Source organism: Xanthomonas sp. NCPPB 3569 (assembly GCF_041475645.2).
GTDB classification, from domain to species: Bacteria; Pseudomonadota; Gammaproteobacteria; order Xanthomonadales; family Xanthomonadaceae; genus Xanthomonas; species Xanthomonas phaseoli.
The window spans coordinates 2,413,671-2,433,087 of the sequence record NZ_CM192969.1; the positions used below are offsets into that span (position 1 = coordinate 2,413,671).

Here is a 19,417-nt window from a genome sequence, read left to right on the forward strand (position 1 = left end):
AATCAGCTCCAGGTGTTGCTCGGTTCGGGCGGCCGCTCACGGGCCGCGGCTTGTTCTTCGCGCACGGCTCGTAGATAGGCGTCGTCCATGGCCATGAGCATTGCCACCTCATGCGGCAGGACATCGCGGCAGGTCAGCTGCTGCCACGCGCTCAGCTCGGTGTAGGACAGGGCCTCCGGGCCGCTTCCGCGCCTTCCTGAGATCAACCAGAACCACTCCCAGACGTGCGCGGCTTCTTCCGGCATGTCCACGTCAGGGGTCGGCTGTTCGAAGCGCGCGTTGCGCTCCCTGCGCGTCTCGCCCTTCGCGTCCGGCATGTCGTACCGGACGGTCAGATACGTGGCGTCAGAGATCCGCGTCTTCAGCGCTGCGAAAAAACTCGGCGCGGTTGCCCAGCTCCACCTCCAGCTGGTCGCCGATCCACGGCAGCTCCTTCAGCACCTTGCGCAGGGATTCGTCGGTGAGCGGCGGCTTGGCACCGTGGAAGGTCAGGTCGCCCAGCCATTCCCAGGCGCCCACAGAGGCGACCAGCATGTCGGTGCGCCCCTGTTCCATCTTCGCCGCGGTGACTTTGCCCCGGCCCTGCAGGCGGTCGTCCAGCGCCTTGCGGCTGGCCTCGCGCACCTTCGGGTGGCTGTCGGGTAGCAGCGTGATGCGCAGGCCCACCGGTGCCTCGGTGGCGGGATGCTTGATGTCGATGGCGCGCTCGGCGGCCACGATGGTGGTCAATTCGGTCATGGGTGATCCTTTGCGATCGATCCGGGAGGTGAAGCAGGGGAAGCCGGCCGGATCAGATCCGGCGTGTCAGGCGGCCGCCCTATCCCCTGCTGTTCGGTTACGGAGTGACGGGCGCCGGCACTTCCACGGGCACCTGATTCAGGGCCAGCGAATAGACATGCAGCACGAAGTCCTCATTGCGGCCGCCCGGCGTACGGGGGCCGGTGACCAGGCCGCGCAGGTACTCGATTTCGCCGGACGGACGCTCGACCTTCAGTGCATAGGCGCTGGTTACCGTGGGCTGGCCAGCTGCACGCATCGCGATCTGGCCTGGGTCTGCGAGGTCGCGCGCCATCTCCACCTCGGGGTCGCCGGCATTCGAGATGCCTTTGCCCTTCAGCGATACCGCCGTGTCCCACGTGTCGTAGGTGACGATGTTGGTGGTCAGACCGCGCTCGCCGACGCTGCCGACTTTCTTGACCTGCACATAGGTCAACGCTTCGAACTGGGTCTTGGTCAGATCGCTGTTCTGCGGCGTGGCGCAGATGTAGAGCTTGGAACCACTGTTGGTTTGTGCCTCAGCCATTGCTGATATCTCCTCGCGTTGGGCATAAAAAAACCCGCCACGGGGCGGGGTTGGAAAAAGAAAGCCCGCTTCTCGGCGGGCCGTCTGCTTGGCCTTACATTTTGAAGCCTGACGTGCTGTCGTCACTTAGTCCAAGGTCGTCTGGCGTCCTGTTGATCGATAGCGCCGACTGCTCAAGAACGTCTCTTTCGAAGTCCCGGGAGTCCGTGATCATCTTTTCCAACAGGGCAATCGCCGACTTGCTTTGTGCGTCGCCGGACTTCTGTTCAAGCTGCCTATTAAACTCAGCAATCTTGTCCCTGATCTTCTTGTTGAGACGAGCAGAGTCGACTGCGATCTTTAGCCAGAAGATGGCATACCTTGCCCCTTGAAGGCTTGGCGCAGCTCGTAATATTTGCGAGCGTTGAGAGTCGATTTCTGCCTGAATGCCAACCGCCATAGCTTTCAGTCCAGATGAGAGGTCGTCTGGCAGGTCATCCAAGACAATGCCATGTAGCTCAGCTTGCAAATCATCGATATCGGACATCTGTCACCTCGGCGGTATCTGAGCGCCAAGCCTAGCACCACACTTATCCCTCGAAGCCGCGCCACATGATGGTCACCGGATGCATATGCCGCTCCGGGTCTTGGATGATGGTTGAGGTCCAGGGCATGCGGTACACGCGCATGCCGGCGAAGTTCGTGCCCTTGGCGAAGGCGGCGATGATCTGATCGGTGATGCGCGTGCCGACCATGATCCCGCCGCCGGGGCGGTAGCACGCTGACAGCTGGCCGAAGCCCTGAAGCAGCGACGGGCCATCGTCGGCCATGCCGTAGTTCTGCGTCTCATTGGGGAACCACTGCAGCTCCAGCCATGCGCCATCCGTCGGCGGGGTGAAGGCCAGGCCCGGATAGGAGCACGGCAGGCCCTGCGCCGTAGCGAAGGCGCCGACCAGGCCTGCGAAGGCGTCGTAGATCGCGGTGTTGCTCATGGGATGCGTGCCTTCACCTTCGCGGTGACCTCGTCGACGATGAAGTCCCAGTTCTGCACGGCGGCGCGCATGAAGCCGTTGCCCGCCTGCTCGTATTGCCTGCCCAGGCTGTCCTTGCCACTGAATCCATGCTCCATGCGCAGCGCATAGGCGGCAGTCCAACCGGCCCACACCGACTCGCCCAGCTGCAGGGCGGCGAACACCAGCGCGGGATCGCCGCTCTCCGATGTCGCCGGGCCGTCCTTTGACGCCGCCCTTGAGTTGAGCAGCGTGCCTGTATCGACCGGCATCTTCCCGCCTTTTTCCTTGGGTGTGTTCGCCTGGTCCATCACAGCCTGCGCTGACTCGCGGAAGATGGCCTCCTGTCGCTGCTTCGCCTTCTCCGCGAATACCCGCACCTGGTCACCGAACCTGCTTGCCACGTAACACCTCCGCCGTCATGTCGATCCGGAACTGCTTCGTACAGCGGCAACCGACGATCTCGTCTGCGCCGGCACCGAGGTTGGTGTCGCCCGGGTAGTTCATCCGCGCGCCGCTGGGCGATTCGAACGGCTCGCCGAACATGCGCTGTTGCCCGTTCATGGCCTTGTGCGTGTGGCGCGTCCGCTTGTCGCCGGTATCGGACCAGGTGCCGATGACGTTCTCGACGGCCAGCGCACCCGATTCGATCTGCTGCCGGTAGGCCTCTTCCCGTCCGGCGTTCATGCTGCTGATCGATTCGGTTCGGGCGATCATCTCGCCGCGCAGCTGCAGCAGCCGGTCTGCATAGCGGCCGGCGATCTTGTCGATGTCGGCCCGCGACGCCGGCTTGCCGGCGGCGATCGCGCGCTTGACGATGCCGTCCAGCCGCTTGTCCCTCCGCTGCCGGCCGAAGTACTTCGCCATTTCCCGTGGGTCGCCGCTGGCCAGCTGCTGCCGCATGTTGATGACGAACTGGCCCTGCTGCGCCGTCAGCCCGACCATGCCGCCGCTGCGCCTACCGTTGGTACCCACGCGTCCCACGATGTCCAGCGCGCTCTGCCGAGGGTTCTGCCCAGCCGTCATGCCCTGTACCAGCACGCCGCGGATCAGTTCCCGCTGGTCGTTGACGATGCCGGTGACCAGCTTGGACGACGCCTCACGCAGCCACCGCTCTGCTGCAGGGTTCCGCAGGTCGAACTTCGGACGCAGCGCTGGCGACTGCACGGCTGTCCTCGGGCGGTAGTTGCCGGTGATGATCGGATCGAGCGTCAGGCGCATCCGCGGCATCTCCGAAACGCCCTGCTGCCCACCGGCACTGTATGCACTGCGCAGCGCCTCGGCCAGATCGGCAAACCGCGGCTCGTCCAGCCCCATGACAGTCAGCACGTCATCTACCCGGCCGGCCTGCAGTAGGTCGGTGATGAGCTGGACGCCCACCTGGTTGGTCACCTCACGGATGGCACGCAGGAACGCATCGCGGATGGCGGGCTCCAGCCGCGTCGCCAGCTGATCAAGTTGGCGGGCGGTCGTGGCGGCCATCAGCGTCTCGCGTGGAATTCGTAGAGCAGCACCTGCCCACCAGGTGACAGTGGCTGCAGGTCAATAAAGGTAAACAGATCGTTACCCAGCACGATCCGGTCGCTCAGGGCGGGCACGGTATCGATGGCGGTGCTGATCAGTCCCAGCCTGTCGCCCTTGAGCACCAGAGTGGCGTCCCTGTTGGTGAGGCTGTATTCCAGCTCCACCACCTTGCAGTCGTGCTGCGTGGCTGGGCCCGGCTGCGGGTTGTGCGGCGGTCCTGTCGGGGCGCCTGCGCGCTGGAGTTGCGCCGCATAGCCAAACTCTTCGATCAGCTCCTCCGCTACCGCCTGCATCTCGTCGTAGAACTGGCTCATACGACCATCACCGCCAGGCCCGTGTATGGGGTTCGCAGCAGCGGCCCGAGGATCTCATCGATCGCCGTGACCACTGGACGGTTCGGCACGCCCCCATCGGCGCCCTTCTCGCTATACGCCACCTCGATGGGGCCGACCTTCTTCCGGATCGCCTGAGCGCTCGCGACGAAATCGGGGGACAGGCTCCCCGGCCTGGCCAGCTCCCGCAGGGCCGCTTCATACGTTGCCCGCTCAACCTCGCCCGGGATCTCCTCCGGACCGATGGGCGCGCCCGCGTTGTCGGTTGCACCGGACCGGGGCCACTCGTTGGGCTGGCCCCGCCCTGCGGTACGCACGCCGGAGAACAGGGACTGCCACCGGCCCGACGCGAGCAGCACCCGGTACCGGCCGTCGATGTAGTCGGTGCCGCGCACCAGGGCTGCCGTGCGTGCCGCCTCGCTGCCTGCGGCCCAGGAGGTATTCCCCCGGGCCAGGTGATAGTCGTCTGCTCCTGCCAGCGTGCCGTACATGCTCAGCTCCCGCTGGTGGTCTTCGCGTGGTCGTCCAGCGCGGCCTGCAGCTTGTCCACGCCCCAGCGCTTGTCGTGCTTGATGCCGCCGGCTTCCAGCTTGGCGATGAGGTCGAGCTTCCGCTGGTCGGCTGCGGTCTGCGCAGCGATCACCGCCTGGGCGGCTGCCGCGGCCTCGGCCTTCAGCGTGTCGAGCGATGCGCTGATGCGTGCCTCGCGATCGACTTCGCCCAGCGAGTTCCAGTCCTCCAGGGACAGGGCCGAGGCCTTGAAGGCGTGCTGCACCACGTCGTCGCGGGTGACGCTGTCGCCGCCCTCGATCAGCAGGATGCTGTCCGGCAGGTTGAAGGTGCCCAGCAGGAACGGCTCGGTGTTGTCCTTCGATTCGCTCAGCACGTTGGCGGCGAGCCAGGCCTGCACGACGGCGTTCTTCTTGATGGTCGGCCAGTTCGGCACCGTCGCCGGTGAGCCCGGCACCAGCGTGGTGCCATCCGGGAGACTCAGCGGCGAGGTGTGATTGTTGCTGATTTGCATGTGGGTGCTCCGGTGTGGCCCCGGCGGTGACGCACGGGGCCGTGGTGGATCAGATGCCGTCGACGTAGACGACTTGCTTCGGGAGGCGCACGTCCAGGCCGCCCAGGCGCATCACGCCCGGGATGTCCCAGCGCAACGGGCCGGACTGCCAGGCGGGCAGGAAGCGGTCCGGCATCGGCATGTGCAGCTTCAGCACGTTCGCGTCGTAGCGGTAGGCGATCATGCGTGCCACACCACCGGCGCCCGCCGTGTCCAGGCCGCGCAGACCGCGCATGTCCAGCTGCTGGCGTGTGGTTGCCGTGTAGACGTTGTTGGCCAGGAAGTACTGCAACACGGTGAGGTCACTGTTTTCGCTCATCTTCTTGGTGGAGATGAGCATGTACTTCGACCACGGCAGCAGCAGACGGTCAGCGATGGCGGTGGTGTTGGTGCCATTGAACACATTGATCAGAGCCGCGTTCATGTCGCCGACCATCTGGTCCGAGGTCGCGCTTCCGGGTGCCTGCAGGGTGCCCCACGCACCGGTGGGCGCCGCAACCGGGGTCACGCCGGCCGCGTTGAACAGGCCGGTGAAACCCTTGCTCGCGTCGCCGAACAGCGCGACACGATCGACCATCTCCTCCGAGGCCCGGCGCGCGGCGGCGGCGTCCTCGTTGGGCAGGTTGATGCCGAGCCGCTGAGCGCGACCGATTTCTTCCCAGCCGTAGCCATAGCCGATACCCGCAGTGTGCACGCCGGTCTGGAACTGCGAGCGGTTGGTGCCGGCCTTCGGGATGTCGTCGGCGTTGCCGTTGATCCAGTCGGCCTTGCCGTACTGGTCCTGTGAGTAATAGGTGACCGACGTGGCGAACTCGCTGCCGGAGGTATCGACCGGGATCAGGTCGCGGTACTGGATGTCCGGGTAGACCGTGCGGTAAACGCCGGGCTCGATGATCGTGGTCTGCGAGACCACGAACCCCATGACTACCTGGGCGTCGAAGAGTGGATGTGCACGCATGTGGCTTGGCTCCTTAGCCGAGACGGACGACGGCCAACTGGCCCGCCGCGGTGGTGCTGGTGTCCCAGCGGGCGCCGGTGATGGCGGTGTTGTTGGTGGCGACGTTGGTAAACGCGCCGGCCGCGGTGAGGTACACCGGGTCACCAGCAGCGACGACGACGGAAGCGGTCACCCAGATGTCGCCCTTGGTGATGACGCGCGCCGATGCACGCTGCGGAAACAGATCCGAGCCCGTGGCCGAACGATCCAGCAGCGCGATGCCGACGAACTTAACGTTGGCGCCGCCGAAGGTGACGACGCCCTTCTCTGACGGGCCTTGGGCCACGGCCAAACCGAACGCGAGACCTGCGACGTCCTCAACGGTGCGGGAGATGACGGTGGCCGGAATCATCGTGGCCTGCATGCCGCGCACGGCCGCGGGCTGGATGTCCGGATAGTTGGTTTGCAGTGCCATGGCTTAGGCCCCCTGGTTCTTGGTGCGGTAATCGAGGCCGGCGACGGACGCGCCATAGCCGTTGTCCTGCATGACGGTGCGGTGTGCGGCGCCATCGCTCAGTGCGCGCGCGACCGGATCGAACGCCTTGAGGCCATCGGCGAGGATGTCGAAGCGCGCTTCGATGTAGGCGTCGGTCTTGCCGACGATGGCGGAGTCGCCGAGCTTGCCGATGACGGCGGCTTTGCGAACGTCCGCATCGCTCTTGCCCCGGTAGTCGCCGTCGTGGATGGCCTTGGCCGTGGCCAGCAGATCGCCACGCGCCTGCACGCGCGCATCCAGGGCGGCGGCATCCAGTACCTTGCCCTGCAGGTCGTCGATGGCGGCGTCGCGCTTGGCGATCTCCGCATCCTTCAGCGCGAGCGCTGCGGTGTGCTCGGTCGCCTGGCGCGCGGCAACGGCATTGGAGTCGGAGAGCTGGCGCTGCAGCTTGTCGATGGCCTGGGCGCCGGCGTCGGTGGTTTCGACGGACAGCCCATCGACCAGGACGGTCCGGGTCTTGATGTCAGGCATTGAAGTGTTCCTCTGAGGGTTGTCGTCGCCGATACGAAGGTGTTCACCGCCGCGCGCCCGGTCGACTAGCGCGAGATGGTTGTTGCGGATGTTTCGTTGCACCGCGTCGTACGGCTCGCCCTCCGGCGTTACGCCGTCCTCGAAGACGATCTCTGCGGTGTAGCCCTGGGATAGCTCGACCTTGCCGGCCTCCCAGTCAGCGATGGCTGCCTTGTCCATGAGCACCAGCGGCACGCGCACGAACTTGTCGTCGTGCCGCACTTCGTCGCCAGTCTGGCCGACGGCGTACTGCTTCCAGTTGCTGGCGTCGACCATCACCGGCGGGTGGTCGTTGGTCATCGGCCGGTGCGCGAAGCTGCGCAGCGTGGCGTCGGAGAACACCTCCTCAGGCGGCCGGTACAGCCGCACGATGGGCATGTCGGGCTTGCCGACCTCTGCCCCCAGGTATTCCTGGATGCCGGTGCGCGCCACTTTTGCATCGGCCACGAGGTAGCCGTCCGCGGTGCGGCGGGGCGCCGACACCGAGACTCGATCTGTCAGAAACATGGTTCAGTCCTCGCGGAGCTCTTCGAAGATTTCCGGGCCCAGCACGATGCGGCCCCGATACGGCTCAACCTTCGATAGGTCGATGGGCGCCTTGGTCAGGCTGATGTGCGGCGTGTAGTCGGGGAAGTCATGCGAGGCGCCTGCGCGGACAATCTCCTCATGCCTCCACACGAGCTGCGAGGACGCGAACAGGATCACCGCCGACATGCCGCCCAGCGGTTCGATGGCACGCGGGCCGCCGCGCGGGATGACCAGCTCACCATTGCTGTCCCCACTCCACTCACTCGCATTGCCAGCCTTGATCCAGTCGAAGCGCTGGCGCGAATAGGCCACCGTCACGTGCAGGTCGTCTGCGATGTCAGTGATTCCCTGCTCTCGTGCCCATGCCTCTATCTCTGCCGCGTTGAGTACATCGCGGCGCACATACAGCGAGCGAGGCTCGGCGTCGTTCAGCGCGTTGCCCTCGCTCTTTGCGGCGGCAGCCATCTGAGCTGCGGCACGCTCATCCTCCGCCTGCTCCTCCTGCCAGTCAGGATTCTCCCTGCTGAAGTCGTCCATCGCCGACTCCAGGCCAGGCGCTACGCCCGCCTCGGTCAGCATATTCACCGCGACCTCTGCCAACACCTCGTCCGGAATGAGCTTGGTGTCGGCCAAGGTCTTGATCGTGTCGGCAGTGGTCTTGCCGTTGGTGGCGCGCTCCGTGTCGCTGGTCTGCCACAAGCTCCGCCAGCTATAGAAAACTTCCTTCGGTCGGGTGCCGAGTGCCGAGTAAATCAGGCACTCATCCAACACCGACATGGCCGGCGTGTAAATCAGTTCCTGGCCTGACTTGATGCGGTCGTAGTAGTTCCGGATGTCGTTGTCGCCGGTGCTGTTCAAACCGCCGGGCGACTGCCCCAGCAGACGCGTCAACGGGATATCCGCTGCGCCCGAGACCTGCTGCAGGAAGGCGAGCATCACATCGACCAATCCGCTGAAAGACGCCGACTTCTGCGTGTACGTCTCCTCACCATCCAGCACCAACATGCCGTTGATGCTCTTGGCCACGGCCGCGAGCTGGAGCCTCTGAAGCAGCTGCTCCTCATACACAGGGTCGTCTGCCAGCTGCGACATGAGGTTCGGGATATTCAGTACATCGACCTTCGCCTCGAACACCAGGCTGGCGATGTTGGCGCTCGTGCTGTCCGCCTGTTTCACCGCGTCGCTGGTTGCCATCAGCACCGAGTCGCCCCATCCGTCACCGTGGTCAATATCCGGATCTGGACGATGGACGCCATGCAGGATGACCAGCCGCGAGGGGTGAATCTCGACCTGGCCGGCCCGTGCCGAGGTCAGCTTGTAGAGCGCAGGCCGACCGTAGGTGGGCGACTCAGCATCGCGATCCTGCTCGCCTGCAGTCAGCATGCGCTTGGTCAGCACGTTGAGGTGCTTGATGCCCTGCTTCCTGACGCGCGCCGGATCCAGCGGCTTGCTGGGATCTATGTCGCCGGTACCGATGTAGATCGCAGCGCCGCCGAACAGTCGCGCTTTGGTGTGCGCCTCCAGCAGCTTCACCTGTAGGCCCAGGCGCTTCTCCTCCGCCTCGAGTGCGCTGATCTGAGTCTGATCGGCATTCCAAGTCCGCCAGTTCCGGCAGCCGTCGAGCGCAGGGATGTCGATGATCTTGCGAGCGAGCCACGTGCCGCGATAGGCGTTGCTGGCATCCAGATCGCTCAGCGCCGCGAGCGCGTAGTGGCTGTGCACCGCCTTGTCGCGTGACGTGCCCAGGTTGGCAACGAGATTGACCAGCCCGTCTTTGAATTGTGCGAGCTTGCCCATCAGAGTGCGTTTCCAAGGTTGTAGGTGCTGCCGGTGACCAACTCGGCGAATGCACCGGATAGCGCGTCGACCTGGTCATCGTGTTTGGCGTTGGGGAACTCGGCGATTTCGTCGAGAAACGTGGCCACCCATGGCCCGCTCACCAGCTTGATGTTCCCGGCTTCGGCCTGAGCTTCCACGGGCGTTGCACGGACCTCCTTCGATCCAGATTCGAGCGATGCTTTGATATCCCAGCCCGCCAACAGCTTGATCTGGTGCGCGGCATTGGACTTACCGGCAGCACCCGGATCCTGCGGGATGCGCACCTTGACCGTCCTACCGTCCTGACGCGCCGTGTTCGTTAGCATCCGCTCCACGCCGGCGGGCGACACCCGGTCGCGGACGACATCGAGCACGTAGTAGACGCCGGCCACCTCCCCCAGCAGCAGGCCGACCGTGTAGTCCGGGTCGCTACTGGTCTTCTCCTTCGGATCGGTCGCTGCGAAGTCCCAGCGACGAACCTTGCGCGCGGACGAAATGGCCGGCGCGGCCTCTACTACCTCGAACCATTCCCGCTTGAACGTGCCGCCGTCACGCGGCGTCGGCCGCTGCTGATACTGGCCGGCGTATGCGTAGCTGCCTTTCGCACGCTTCAGTCGATCGACTTCGGCGCGTGGGAAGCGTTCGGGGAACAGCAGCTCACCTTCCTGCGTGCGCGGATCCTCGAAGAACAGCTCGCCGTCGATGTACGTGCGGCACGGCCCGCCGGTCTTCTTTCCGTCCTTGTCTGTTCGCTCTTCCTCGAACTCCATCGGGAGATTCAGGTGGACGAAGCCCAGATCCAATTCCATCGCCACCGCTGCAATATCCCGCTGATGCAGGCGCTGCATGATGATGACCATGGCCGACGACGTAATGTCGTTGAGGCGGTCGGTAATGCCTTCGCGGAAGATGCGGACGGCAGTCTTGCGCTCGGCGTCGCTCTCGGCGGTTTCAGTCGAATGCGGATCGTCGACCTTGACCCGGTCGCCGCGGCCGCCCGTCATTGAGCTGAAGGGTCGGGCCTCACTGAAGCCGTTGCCTGTGTTCTCGAACTTGCCCTTGGCGTTCTGGTCGCCGCGCAGCTTTATCGGCCAGGCGGCCTGGTACTGAGCGCTGTCGATGAGACGCCGCAGCTTGAGATTGTCGCGCAGGACGTTCGGCTGGCTGTAGGAGGTGGCCAGCGTCTGCAGGTCTGGACGCCCGCATGGGCCCCATTCCCACGCTGTCCAGAACACCAGCACCAGCGACTTCATCATGCCGGGCGGCACGGTGATCAGCAGGAACTGGATGCGCCCTTCGGTGACAGCCTCCAGGTGCTGGCACATCGCTCGCAGCGCCCAGCCGATCTTCAGCGGCCGCGTCGGCTCCAGCACCCGCCAGTGCTCCCGGATGAACCCCTCCAGCGACTGCGAGCGCGCCCTGATTCCTTCAACATTCTCGGTAATGCGCTGGCGTTCTCGCTCAGCCGCCCGCCTGGCCCTCTCCGCTCGGATCTCCGCCAGCGTCGGCAAGCGGACCGAGGATCTGTTCAAGGCGGTCGAGTTCATCGTCAGTGATCTTGCTCAGGTCGTAGGTGCCGATCGCCCCGGTGTGATGCCGCTTCTCCACCAGCAGGCCGGCGAGCTTGCCCTTGCCCATGGTTGCTGTGACCGCCGCGCTGGGCTGCTTCTCCTTCAGCGCCATGCGGCGCGCCTGCTCCAGCTCCGCCATCAGGCTGTCGACGGTCACCTCAGCCTTGGCAGCGAGGCGCTTCTGTCCGGCGCGCACCGCAGCGGCGACGGCCGGCAGTTTCAGAAGGCGCGAACCCTGCTGCTTGGCGGTCTTCTCGCTGTAGCCAGTGCGGATCGCCGCCTGCGCGGCGTTCTGGTCCTTCAGGTACTGTGCGACGAATAGCTGCTGCTTCTCGGTTAGCCCGGCCGCTGAAAGCGCATTGGGCTTAGGTTTCTTCCTGGGCATGTTTGGCTCCCCGCATGGGGCCTATGAAGGTTTGGCAGGCACAACCGTGCGTAGGGGCTTTGGCACCGGCCTTGCATCTGCCTTTGCGCACGCTTCGTGCGACCTCAAGGAACAGATGACGATGAAGCTCAGTACGCTCTGCTTAGCCCTACTGATGACAGTGACTGCCCCAGCAGTCGCAAAGGGTCCGGCAACCTCCGATGCTCAGATCAGAAAGGCGCTGATCGCTCAGTCAATCGACGGCTACTCCGGCAGTTGTCCCTGTCCGTATAACACCGCCAGAAACGGCAGCAGTTGCGGCCGCCGCAGTGCCTACAGTCGTGGCGGCGGGTATGCACCGCTCTGCTACGACAAGGATGTGACCAAGCAAATGGTTGCGGAATACCGCGCCACCTCAAGGTAGGCAGTGAGGGCGGGCGACACTTCGGCGCCCGCCTATGTCGTGAGCTAATCGTGGTCAGGGCCGGAGGGCCTGGTACCGATCGATGGCTTCGTCGCGCTCGGACTGAGCGAGCTCGCAGGCTCGTACAACTCGCGCCGCGCTTGCCCCGCGTAGTCGATCCTGTTCAGCAGCTTCTGCGGCAGCGGTGGCACCACCGGACAGGCGGTCGGTTTCACAGCCGGCCCACAACCGCCGAACCCGGCTAAGCTCGGAGTCACGGCCAGCAACAGCAGCCGCAATGCGCGCGTCGTAGTCAGCATCGATCTTGTCCTCTCGGGCGGTGGCCTTATCGCCTGCTTGCTGCGCGGCCCCAGCCTGTTGGTGTTCAGTGGCCCGGGCGGCCTGCTCACCGGCCAGAGCGCCCAGCGCTGCGCCCGCCTTCTGCTCGCTGATGGCACCCTCAGCTCGGTCACCGCGCCAGGCCCAGCCGGCCCCAAACATGGCAACCGACCACAGCAGCGTGGCGATGATTGCAATAGCGTGGCGGTTCATGCGGTCACCGTATGCAACCAGGGCTTCACCAATTCCCAGAGCCACGGCACCAGCCAGAACAACAGCGCGAAGATCGCTGCACCGGCCACCCCGGCCACGACCAGAAGCGCAGTAAATGCGCCATCCAAGCTATTTCCATACATGGTCAGATCCTTGCGTTGGTGTAGGAGATCCAGATCCAGGCCAGCGCGGCCAGCAGCAGGCCGCACAAGGCGACGATCAGCCAGCCGGGTGGATCGCGTGGAGGCGGCAAGCCGCGGTCCCAGCGCTCACTCATCGGCCGGCCGCTTCGGTTCCAGCGACGGCTGCTTGGCGCCGCGCAGGATCAGCGACGCCGACTTGATCACCAAGCCAACGCCGGCGAGTGCAGTAAGCGACCAGGGCGGCAGCGCCGCGCGCCAGTCATCGGGCAACTGGCTGTAGGCCACCGCCACAGAGCCAACCATCAGCGCAGCGGCGTCCAGCTTGGCGGACCACCATTTGTGCCAGTTGTGCAGATCCTGGACCGGCTCAAGGCCGACGCCCTTAATCACTTTTCGAAGGATCATCTAACACCCGCCAGGCTATGGATCTCCTCGAGCGCCCAGTGATAGAGCGGCTGATCCACAACAGTCACGCGCGTGATGCGCTTGCCATTGATGTCTCGCACGCTCACATGGGTGGACTGCTGCACGGCCAGAAGAACGAAGCCGATGCGCTTTCGCAGCGGGTCAGGCTCCTGCAACACCGCGATAGCATCCCCCACCATCTCGCGGATGGTTCCGAGCAGCTCAGCGGTGGGCCGCTTTGTGCGGTTGTCCAGCACCGACAGCACGCCTTGCAGCTGATTGATCGCCGGAATGACCGGCTTGGCCTTGGCGGGCATCAGCTTTGGGCCAGTTGGCCGCCGGCGCGCTTGTAAGCGGCCAGCAGGTTATCCAGCTTGTGCTCGTGCTGTCCGTAGCCAGCGCCTGGCAGGCTCGCCCAGATGTTGGACACCTTGGCGATTGCCTCTGTGACCTTGCCGGCTTGGATCAACGGCAGCGCACGGCGCTCGCGGATCTGCTGCAGCGCGATCTTGTCCTGGCTCAGCGGCGAGAAATCCGGCAAGCCCAATGTTTTGCGGTATGCGTCGTAGTAGCGGCGCAGCAGCTGGTACCGGCCTGCGGCAGTGGACGAGATGCGGAGCTTGGGCAACGGCACCAGCACACGGGGGTGGTCGGCGTAGCCTTGGAACAGGCCGCCCCCTACCAAAACGTCATAGCCGCGATCCTTGGTCGGCTGCCGACCGTTGTCGGTGCCCTCCGACCAGGCGAGCATGTCCAAAAAGGCCACGACATTGCGGCCACCAGCTTGTTCAGGCGTGATGACCGGCATGGTCACATCTCCAGGTTGAATAGTTGGCCGGTTACGGCTCCGGCAGCTGCCTTACACAGCCGATTCCCGGGCGTCTCACGACGACGCCGGCAGGCTGCCGCGCAGCCGGTTGGCGGCGCAGCAAACACGAATAGATGCCCGTCCCGCGCTCCAGCGGGTCGCATTGCTTGATCTGGCGAGGGGATCGGGCGAACTGACGCGGGCCACCGGCAGGTTCCAGTGCTTACCCCAGATAAGCCCCCGTTTGGCTCGTCTGGACCCGCAGACACGCGAAAACCCGGCGCTTGGCCGGGTTTTAGGGGGAACTTTTGACAGTACCCAAATCATGCAGATTGGTGACGTCACGTGTCAAGCCTTGCGGTAGATCGCCATATAGGTATTCTCGAGAACAAGCCAAGCGGCGGTGCCGAACAACTTGGCCAGGGCCCCTTAGCGGGGTGCCCGAGGGTGGCTTAGCGGCTGCTCAATGGGCCGGCGTGAGCGGCCCCATGTCGACCCACTCGCCCTGAGGGACTCAGGTTCGACTGGGGACTTGGGATAACTGCAAACAATGGTTCGAATTCGGAATGGCGTGTGCACGCGCAGAACCGACGTCGTAGCAACGCGACGATAAATAAAGCCGAGATCGCCAACGCGGTCCCGGGGTACCCCTGGATCGCTCGTGCCGGGAATCCCGACATGATTAAGATCCAGTTCGAGGTCCAGGTGGACCTGAGCAAGTTGATCAGGCTGGTGCCTGCGATCTTGCTCCTCCTGGCCCAATAAGCTGCACCCCGGCGCGACAGGTCACCGCGCCGGGACTTATGCAGCGCGGTGGGCATGCGCGCCTCTCAGATTGTCCACCGCCTTGGTCAGCTCATAACGATACTGGCGTAGCGTCAGCGCCCCCCCATATTGCTCCCCCGCTATTCTCGCCTTCACCGCTTGGCTCGCAGCCACGGTGAACTCAGTGCGCATCACCAGCACGCGTAGCGGGAACTGGCGTGACATCGAAGCCAACGCGCGGTCTATCCAGCGCAGGTCGTCGGGAATACCGATGTCGATGGCGACCTCCGAATTGTCGTGCGGCCGGTCGGCGTCGTTCGTTGCCCGGATCGGATCGACTGCCCAGGACGGGATCTCGTCCAGGCCTTTCAGTCCAGCCTGCTCTGCCATGAAGCGCCTGCGCTGCCGGCCATCGCGCTCGACCAGCTCGCAGAATGCCTGCTCGACAGTCTTGGGCGCATAGTCCTTGGCGTTCTCCAGCACGTGCCGGCTACGGTCGGCGCGGCTGTAGGTGTATCGGTTTGCGTGGGCATATCCCCAGCGGCGCAGCTCATCGAGCAGCGGATCCTCATTACGCCGCATGGCGAAATTCCTCCAACGTTTCATCATCCAGCCGGAACTGGGGCAGCCTGCCGTCGTCCTGGCACATCCCCATCTGCCGGCCCTCGTTGCCTTTGCAGTGCACGATCCCCAGCGTGCGGTCCCGGCAGCTGCAGAAGGCGCACAGCCCACGCTTGCGCACCGCTGCGGCGTAACGCTTCCGCAGCAGCTTCTCGTAATAGGCCTCCGGCCGGCTCAGGTTGGTCGGGTTGAGCGTCATGCAGCCAGGGCTCCTGGCTGCGTCTTCTGCACGTGCCACAGCGCCAGCAGCAGCGCCTCGGCGCGGCCGTCGTCCTTCTTGCGCTGCAGCTGCGACGCGGCGGACGGGAACCTGCGGATGGCCAGCTGCCGCGACGCGTCTTTGTCCTGACCGATCAGCCCGAAATGGCGCTTCCAGCTCTGCGGCTCGGCCAGGCTGAAGGGGATGCCCATCACCTCGAGCACCGCTTTCGCCTTGGCGTAGCTCTCGCCGAAGTTCATCGACGACTGCGCTCCGGCCTGCCGGCCGTCCTTGGGCGGCATCGCGCGCACCCGCTCCACGCAGCCGGCGAACACCGCTCCGGGATGCTGGCTGCGGATCTCGCGAATGAAGACCGCGATCGCGCGTGCATCCACTTCCTGCTTCTTGCCGACCGTCATCGTCGGCATGTCGAGGATCGGACCGGCCTCACCATCGATCAGCGCGGCCACGGCGCCGGACATGCCGGGGTCAATGCCAAACGTCACGCGCAGGGTCATCGGGCACCCGTCTTCAGTGCGTACGCCATCTGTGCACGAGCTCGCGTACTGGCGAACGCCTTCTGCTTGCCGGCGGCGACGCGGCGCTCCACCTCCGCGATCGTTTCCGCGCCATCGCGGATGGAATCGATGCAGCGAGCGTATGCCGGATAGGCAGCAGCGAACTCCGCCACGCTCCCGAACACTTTGCCCTCGAACCGGATCGGAGTGGTGCTCATGCCGCCTGTCTCCGGCTCTGATCCTCGGCGTCCCAGCCTTCGCGCCATGCTTCACGCTGCAGCTGGCCATCTTTGCCCATGCCGTACATGGGCGACTGTTCGCGCTTCTTGCCGGCCTGGCGAACGCGGCGGCCGGTGTCCACTGCCTGTTCGTATTGATGCTGGTTCATGCTGCCCTCGTGATGTTGAGTAGTTGGTCCTGGTAGTCCTGCCAGGCTTCAGTGCCGCGGCCGCCCAGGACGTCGAACGTCCAGGCGCGGAACTCACGTGCGTGGTGCTTGAAACTGGGTCCGAAGACCTCGCGCATGCGGTCGCGGGTCATGCCGGGTATCTGGTCGCCGTCGTGGTGCCAGGCTCCGAGCGCGACAACTGCGTGCTGGCCGATCTGCTTCTGGCCATGAAGGTCGCCGAGATTGCGGTGGTGAATTTCTGTGTGGCCGCACTGGATGGCGCGCTGCAAGCCAGCGGCGATGCGCCAGCGGCAGACGACGCAGCCGAGTGCGCGCGCGGCGTCCTGATAGGCCTGCTCGGATCTGGCGGCTGCTTTGATTGCGCGACGCATCAGCTTTCAGCCCTTGCGCTTGCCTGCCCACCTGCTGCGGGGCACGATGCGCGTAGCTCAAAAGGACCGTCATGGCCGACCCGACCTACTGCCCCTGGATCCTCGAAGCTCCGTGCCTCAAGCCGGAGGTATGGGCTGCTTGGGCACAGGCCTTCCTTGCGGCAGCTGCAATATTCGCTGCCGGCTTTATTCCGACATGGCAACAAAGATCTCGAGACAGGAAGGTTCGCGCGGACTACATCCGCCTGGTGGAGAACGCTAGCGCAACCGTGGAGCTGCAAATGTCGACACTCGCGCTTAATCAATACGACGAAACGCAAAATCGCTACTTGCAGCCACTGCTCGACTTTCCAGCAGGTGTTAAGGAGGCCTTCGCGTTCGTGCGATTTGACCAGCTGCCCGACTACGCCTTGCTGCCTCCAGTTTCGGATGCTCTCCAAGCACTTAATCGATTTGCTAACTCTTGGCACCACGTTAGAACCATGAGCGCTGTCGGCATGTTGCAAAAAGAGGACCAGAGGCGGCAGATTGAAGAGCTCACTGCCACCCGCGCGATCTTGAGTCGATGCGCGCTCGACGTTCGGCATGCAAGCTGACATCACGCAGCCCTCCGTGCCGGAGCCGGCTGCGTGCCCTGCCCGTTCGCCATGAGCCAGAACTCGGCCAGCACGTCGTTGATCAGCACGTGCGCGTAAGCGCTGCCGATGTGGCGAGTGATGCCTTCAAACAGCCGGCGGAACTCGTCCTCATCCATCGAGTCGAACGCCAGCGACCGCGCCACGGTGACCGGGATCGTTTCGATCCTGGGCAGGACTTCACGCAGCATCTTCGCGGCACCAGGGCCGAAGGCTGCATCTGACGCGGCCAGCACCGCGGCGACGACCGGCGTGGCGTCCATGTCGATTTGCTCGCAGCATACGTTCGCCTCGCGCTGCAACTGCTTGATCGCCTCGTGGCTGTCCAGGCCTTCCCAGCCCTCGACGTTCTCGACCATCAGCTGCCCGATCTTGTGCAGTAGCCGGTGCCGCCAAGCGTCGCGCGGCGCCTTGATTTCCAGCCGAACCTCCTGGCCGCGCCGATAGCCGCGCTGCTTCATCAGCTCGCGGTCGACCGGGTGCTCGGCGAGCATGGCCAGCCGCTCCTCGCCGGTTTCCATTACCACCACGCGCTCTATCAGCGCGTAGATGGGGCGCGATGCTCGTTTGGCGCGGATTTTCTTTGCTGCAGCTGTCATGGTCATGCGTCGACGTCCTGACGCGGCGCGCGCGGCTTGAGGTTGCGGAAGCCGCGCGAGCGCGGGACCGGCTTGCCGTCATCGCTTTCGATCGGTGGCGGCTGCCAGTACTCGGGCAGGTTCTGAAACTTGAAGCGCTCGGGCATGTAGAGCACGCGAACCTCACCAGGAGGACCGCTGCGCTGCAGCGGAACAAGCAGCTCGGCCGTGCCCTTCCAGCGGCTATCGCGGTGATAGACCTCGTCGCGGTAGATGAAGATCACCGCATCGGCGTCCTGCTCGATCGATCCGGAGTCGCGCAGATCCGCAGGCTGCGGGCGCTTGTCCGGTCGGTCCTCCAGCTTGCGGTTGAGCTGCGAAAGCAGCAGCACCGGCACGCCAAGCTCACCAGCGAGCAGCTTCAGGCCGCGGCTGATATCGCCGACGCCATTGGCGCGGTTGTCGCCCTGGATCTCCATCAGCTGCAGGTAGTCGATGACGATCAGGCCCAGCGGCTTGCGGGCGTGCTGCCGGCGCGCCTGTGAGCTGACGTGCTCGACGCGTGCGCGGCGTGGCCGGCTGACGAAGATGTCAGCTGCGCGCAGCTTGCGCATCGCGCTGGTGACGTTGGTCCAGTCCACGTCGTCCAGATCACCAGAACGGATCCGGTGGCCGTCGATGCCGCCGACCGACGCCAGCATTCGGTCGCCCAGCTCCTCGGCCTGCATCTCGAAGCTGAAGACCGCGACCGCTTTGCGCAGATTGAGCGCGACGTGCTCGGCAATGTTCTGCGCCAGCGTGGTCTTGCCCATCTTCGGGCGCGCCGCCAGCACGTACAGGCCGCCCGGCTTCAAGCCACCCAGCAGCGTGTCCAGGTCGTCGATGCTGGTGGTGATGCCGTGGATGCCGCCGCCCTCGCGGGAGCGCTCGCCCAGGCGCTCGAACACCCGATCCATCACCGGCGCCACCGCTTCGAGTTCGCAAGGCTGGCTGTCCATCAGCGAGCCAATGCGCGACTGCGCGGAGCCGATCAGCTCGATGCTGCTTTGCCCCTCCGGGTTGAAACCGGCGTTGGCGATATCGGTGCCGACCTGGATCAGGCGGCGCAGCCGCGCCTTGTCCGCGACGATCTCCGCATAGGCGCGGATGTTGGCCGCCGACGGCGTCGTGTTTGCGAGCTCGATCAGATACGCGCCCTCGCCCACCTGGTCGAGCAGCCCCTGGGCCTCGAACCAATCGCCCAGCGTTACCACATCGAACGGACGGCGCGGCTGTGCGATGGCCATCTCGCGAATGGCCCGAAACATCAGCAGGTGGTCGCGGCGGTAGAAGTCGCCCTCTTCGACCAGGTCGGCAATGTCGTCCCATGCGCGATTGACCAGCATCAGGCCGCCTAGCACCGCCTGTTCGGCTTCCACGCTGTGAGGCGGAATGCGAAATTGTTGAAGGCGATCGGCGCGGTCGCCGCGCTCTGTGCCGTATTCGGCGGCCATGCGCTCGATGTCGTCATGCATG

31 protein-coding genes and 1 pseudogene are annotated in these 19,417 nt (G+C 64.8%); 2 read left to right on the top strand and 30 right to left on the bottom strand.

The genetic code is table 11. The features are described from left to right. Positions 1-2 precede the first annotated feature (2 nt). The 16 genes from ACCQ03_RS10490 to ACCQ03_RS10565 all read right to left on the bottom strand — a co-directional run bounded on the left by ACCQ03_RS10490 (position 3) and on the right by ACCQ03_RS10565 (position 11,516). Positions 3-317: a phage tail assembly chaperone gene (locus ACCQ03_RS10490; RefSeq protein ID WP_209226544.1), complete on the bottom strand. Its 315-nt coding sequence runs from the start codon at positions 315-317 to the stop codon at positions 3-5. A gap of 28 nt (positions 318-345) precedes the next feature. Then, positions 346-738: a hypothetical protein gene (locus ACCQ03_RS10495; RefSeq protein ID WP_209226547.1), complete on the bottom strand. Its 393-nt coding sequence runs from the start codon at positions 736-738 to the stop codon at positions 346-348. 97 nt (positions 739-835) lie between these two features. Next, entirely contained in the window at positions 836-1,303 is a 468-nt protein-coding gene (locus tag ACCQ03_RS10500; protein WP_039439176.1) for a hypothetical protein, read from the bottom strand. A 94-nt stretch (positions 1,304-1,397) separates the two neighbouring features. After that, the gene (locus tag ACCQ03_RS10505; RefSeq protein ID WP_209226551.1) at positions 1,398-1,829 is read right to left on the bottom strand and encodes a hypothetical protein; all 432 of its coding nucleotides are present in this window, start codon (positions 1,827-1,829) and stop codon (positions 1,398-1,400) included. Positions 1,830-1,872: 43 nt separating this feature from the next. Continuing rightward, the gene (locus tag ACCQ03_RS10510) at positions 1,873-2,274 is read right to left on the bottom strand and encodes a phage tail terminator-like protein (RefSeq protein ID WP_209226553.1); all 402 of its coding nucleotides are present in this window, start codon (positions 2,272-2,274) and stop codon (positions 1,873-1,875) included. After that, positions 2,271-2,696, bottom strand: a complete 426-nt coding sequence (locus ACCQ03_RS10515; protein WP_244664062.1) for a hypothetical protein — start codon at positions 2,694-2,696, stop codon at positions 2,271-2,273. Before ACCQ03_RS10515 ends, ACCQ03_RS10510 begins: the two co-directional genes overlap by 4 nt. Further along, on the bottom strand, positions 2,677-3,774 hold the full coding sequence (locus tag ACCQ03_RS10520) for a phage minor head protein (RefSeq protein WP_209226556.1): 1,098 nt from the start codon (positions 3,772-3,774) through the stop codon (positions 2,677-2,679). The genes ACCQ03_RS10515 and ACCQ03_RS10520 overlap by 20 nt, the downstream gene beginning before the upstream one ends. After that, positions 3,774-4,130 carry a hypothetical protein gene (locus ACCQ03_RS10525; protein ID WP_209226559.1) on the bottom strand — a complete coding sequence of 119 codons (357 nt, stop codon included), beginning with the start codon at positions 4,128-4,130 and terminating at the stop codon, positions 3,774-3,776. The genes ACCQ03_RS10520 and ACCQ03_RS10525 overlap by 1 nt, the downstream gene beginning before the upstream one ends. Next, positions 4,127-4,639, bottom strand: coding sequence for a DnaT-like ssDNA-binding protein (locus ACCQ03_RS10530; RefSeq protein ID WP_209226560.1), 513 nt, complete (start codon positions 4,637-4,639; stop codon positions 4,127-4,129). Before ACCQ03_RS10530 ends, ACCQ03_RS10525 begins: the two co-directional genes overlap by 4 nt. Positions 4,640-4,641: 2 nt before the next feature. Next, entirely contained in the window at positions 4,642-5,172 is a 531-nt protein-coding gene (locus tag ACCQ03_RS10535) for a hypothetical protein (protein WP_209226561.1), read from the bottom strand. A gap of 49 nt (positions 5,173-5,221) precedes the next feature. Further along, positions 5,222-6,169 (bottom strand): DUF2184 domain-containing protein, encoded by a 948-nt coding sequence (locus ACCQ03_RS10540; protein WP_244664061.1) that lies wholly within the window; start codon positions 6,167-6,169, stop codon positions 5,222-5,224. A gap of 13 nt (positions 6,170-6,182) precedes the next feature. Then, positions 6,183-6,623 (bottom strand): structural cement protein Gp24, encoded by a 441-nt coding sequence (locus ACCQ03_RS10545; RefSeq protein ID WP_209226566.1) that lies wholly within the window; start codon positions 6,621-6,623, stop codon positions 6,183-6,185. A 3-nt stretch (positions 6,624-6,626) separates the two neighbouring features. Beyond that, positions 6,627-7,721, bottom strand: a complete 1,095-nt coding sequence (locus ACCQ03_RS10550) for a DUF2213 domain-containing protein (protein WP_209226570.1) — start codon at positions 7,719-7,721, stop codon at positions 6,627-6,629. Positions 7,722-7,724: 3 nt separating this feature from the next. Continuing rightward, positions 7,725-9,539, bottom strand: a complete 1,815-nt coding sequence (locus ACCQ03_RS10555; RefSeq protein ID WP_209226573.1) for an anti-CBASS protein Acb1 family protein — start codon at positions 9,537-9,539, stop codon at positions 7,725-7,727. Continuing rightward, positions 9,539-11,107 carry a phage terminase large subunit gene (gene terL, locus ACCQ03_RS10560; protein WP_244664060.1) on the bottom strand — a complete coding sequence of 523 codons (1,569 nt, stop codon included), beginning with the start codon at positions 11,105-11,107 and terminating at the stop codon, positions 9,539-9,541. Before terL ends, ACCQ03_RS10555 begins: the two co-directional genes overlap by 1 nt. Beyond that, the gene (locus tag ACCQ03_RS10565; RefSeq protein WP_209226576.1) at positions 11,022-11,516 is read right to left on the bottom strand and encodes a terminase small subunit; all 495 of its coding nucleotides are present in this window, start codon (positions 11,514-11,516) and stop codon (positions 11,022-11,024) included. The genes terL and ACCQ03_RS10565 overlap by 86 nt, the downstream gene beginning before the upstream one ends. A gap of 121 nt (positions 11,517-11,637) precedes the next feature. Between ACCQ03_RS10565 and ACCQ03_RS10570 the strand changes: the two genes are divergently transcribed. Beyond that, a complete protein-coding gene (locus ACCQ03_RS10570) occupies positions 11,638-11,919 on the top strand; it encodes a hypothetical protein (RefSeq protein WP_209228042.1) in 282 nt (93 codons plus the stop codon). A gap of 54 nt (positions 11,920-11,973) precedes the next feature. On the opposite strand, the gene ACCQ03_RS10575 is transcribed toward ACCQ03_RS10570, so the two are convergent. From ACCQ03_RS10575 to ACCQ03_RS10630, 12 genes are all read right to left on the bottom strand, one after another. Continuing rightward, a complete protein-coding gene (locus tag ACCQ03_RS10575) occupies positions 11,974-12,450 on the bottom strand; it encodes a hypothetical protein (protein WP_209226581.1) in 477 nt (158 codons plus the stop codon). Next, complete coding sequence (locus ACCQ03_RS10580; protein ID WP_209226585.1) at positions 12,447-12,593, bottom strand: hypothetical protein; 147 nt, start codon at positions 12,591-12,593, stop codon at positions 12,447-12,449. Before ACCQ03_RS10580 ends, ACCQ03_RS10575 begins: the two co-directional genes overlap by 4 nt. A 2-nt stretch (positions 12,594-12,595) precedes the next feature. Continuing rightward, positions 12,596-12,727 (bottom strand): hypothetical protein, encoded by a 132-nt coding sequence (locus tag ACCQ03_RS10585; RefSeq protein ID WP_280514365.1) that lies wholly within the window; start codon positions 12,725-12,727, stop codon positions 12,596-12,598. After that, positions 12,720-12,998 (bottom strand): DUF7940 domain-containing protein, encoded by a 279-nt coding sequence (locus tag ACCQ03_RS10590; RefSeq protein WP_046735401.1) that lies wholly within the window; start codon positions 12,996-12,998, stop codon positions 12,720-12,722. Before ACCQ03_RS10590 ends, ACCQ03_RS10585 begins: the two co-directional genes overlap by 8 nt. Further along, positions 12,995-13,315, bottom strand: a complete 321-nt coding sequence (locus ACCQ03_RS10595) for a hypothetical protein (RefSeq protein WP_209226588.1) — start codon at positions 13,313-13,315, stop codon at positions 12,995-12,997. The genes ACCQ03_RS10590 and ACCQ03_RS10595 overlap by 4 nt, the downstream gene beginning before the upstream one ends. Beyond that, positions 13,315-13,806, bottom strand: a complete 492-nt coding sequence (locus ACCQ03_RS10600; protein ID WP_209226593.1) for a glycoside hydrolase family 24 protein — start codon at positions 13,804-13,806, stop codon at positions 13,315-13,317. Before ACCQ03_RS10600 ends, ACCQ03_RS10595 begins: the two co-directional genes overlap by 1 nt. Positions 13,807-14,607: 801 nt before the next feature. Next, complete coding sequence (locus ACCQ03_RS10605; RefSeq protein ID WP_209226596.1) at positions 14,608-15,153, bottom strand: hypothetical protein; 546 nt, start codon at positions 15,151-15,153, stop codon at positions 14,608-14,610. Then, a complete protein-coding gene (locus tag ACCQ03_RS10610; protein WP_064508840.1) occupies positions 15,143-15,391 on the bottom strand; it encodes a hypothetical protein in 249 nt (82 codons plus the stop codon). The genes ACCQ03_RS10605 and ACCQ03_RS10610 overlap by 11 nt, the downstream gene beginning before the upstream one ends. Then, on the bottom strand, positions 15,388-15,909 hold the full coding sequence (locus tag ACCQ03_RS10615; RefSeq protein ID WP_209226598.1) for a RuvC family protein: 522 nt from the start codon (positions 15,907-15,909) through the stop codon (positions 15,388-15,390). Before ACCQ03_RS10615 ends, ACCQ03_RS10610 begins: the two co-directional genes overlap by 4 nt. After that, positions 15,906-16,127, bottom strand: a complete 222-nt coding sequence (locus tag ACCQ03_RS10620) for a hypothetical protein (RefSeq protein ID WP_209226600.1) — start codon at positions 16,125-16,127, stop codon at positions 15,906-15,908. The genes ACCQ03_RS10615 and ACCQ03_RS10620 overlap by 4 nt, the downstream gene beginning before the upstream one ends. After that, positions 16,124-16,297 carry a hypothetical protein gene (locus ACCQ03_RS10625; protein ID WP_209226601.1) on the bottom strand — a complete coding sequence of 58 codons (174 nt, stop codon included), beginning with the start codon at positions 16,295-16,297 and terminating at the stop codon, positions 16,124-16,126. The genes ACCQ03_RS10620 and ACCQ03_RS10625 overlap by 4 nt, the downstream gene beginning before the upstream one ends. Continuing rightward, positions 16,294-16,689, bottom strand: a complete 396-nt coding sequence (locus ACCQ03_RS10630; RefSeq protein WP_209226603.1) for a hypothetical protein — start codon at positions 16,687-16,689, stop codon at positions 16,294-16,296. Before ACCQ03_RS10630 ends, ACCQ03_RS10625 begins: the two co-directional genes overlap by 4 nt. Positions 16,690-16,760: 71 nt before the next feature. On the opposite strand from ACCQ03_RS10630, the gene ACCQ03_RS10635 reads away from it, so the two are divergent. Then, entirely contained in the window at positions 16,761-17,285 is a 525-nt protein-coding gene (locus ACCQ03_RS10635) for a hypothetical protein (RefSeq protein WP_209226605.1), read from the top strand. A 2-nt stretch (positions 17,286-17,287) separates the two neighbouring features. Here ACCQ03_RS10635 and ACCQ03_RS10640 read toward each other — a convergent pair whose 3' ends face one another. Together ACCQ03_RS10640 and dnaB are read right to left on the bottom strand one after the other, a co-directional pair. Then, on the bottom strand, positions 17,288-17,929 hold the full coding sequence (locus tag ACCQ03_RS10640; RefSeq protein ID WP_209226606.1) for a hypothetical protein: 642 nt from the start codon (positions 17,927-17,929) through the stop codon (positions 17,288-17,290). A gap of 110 nt (positions 17,930-18,039) precedes the next feature. After that, positions 18,040-19,395, bottom strand: a pseudogene (gene dnaB, locus ACCQ03_RS10645) (replicative DNA helicase); the annotation flags it as partial. Positions 19,396-19,417 lie beyond the last annotated feature (22 nt).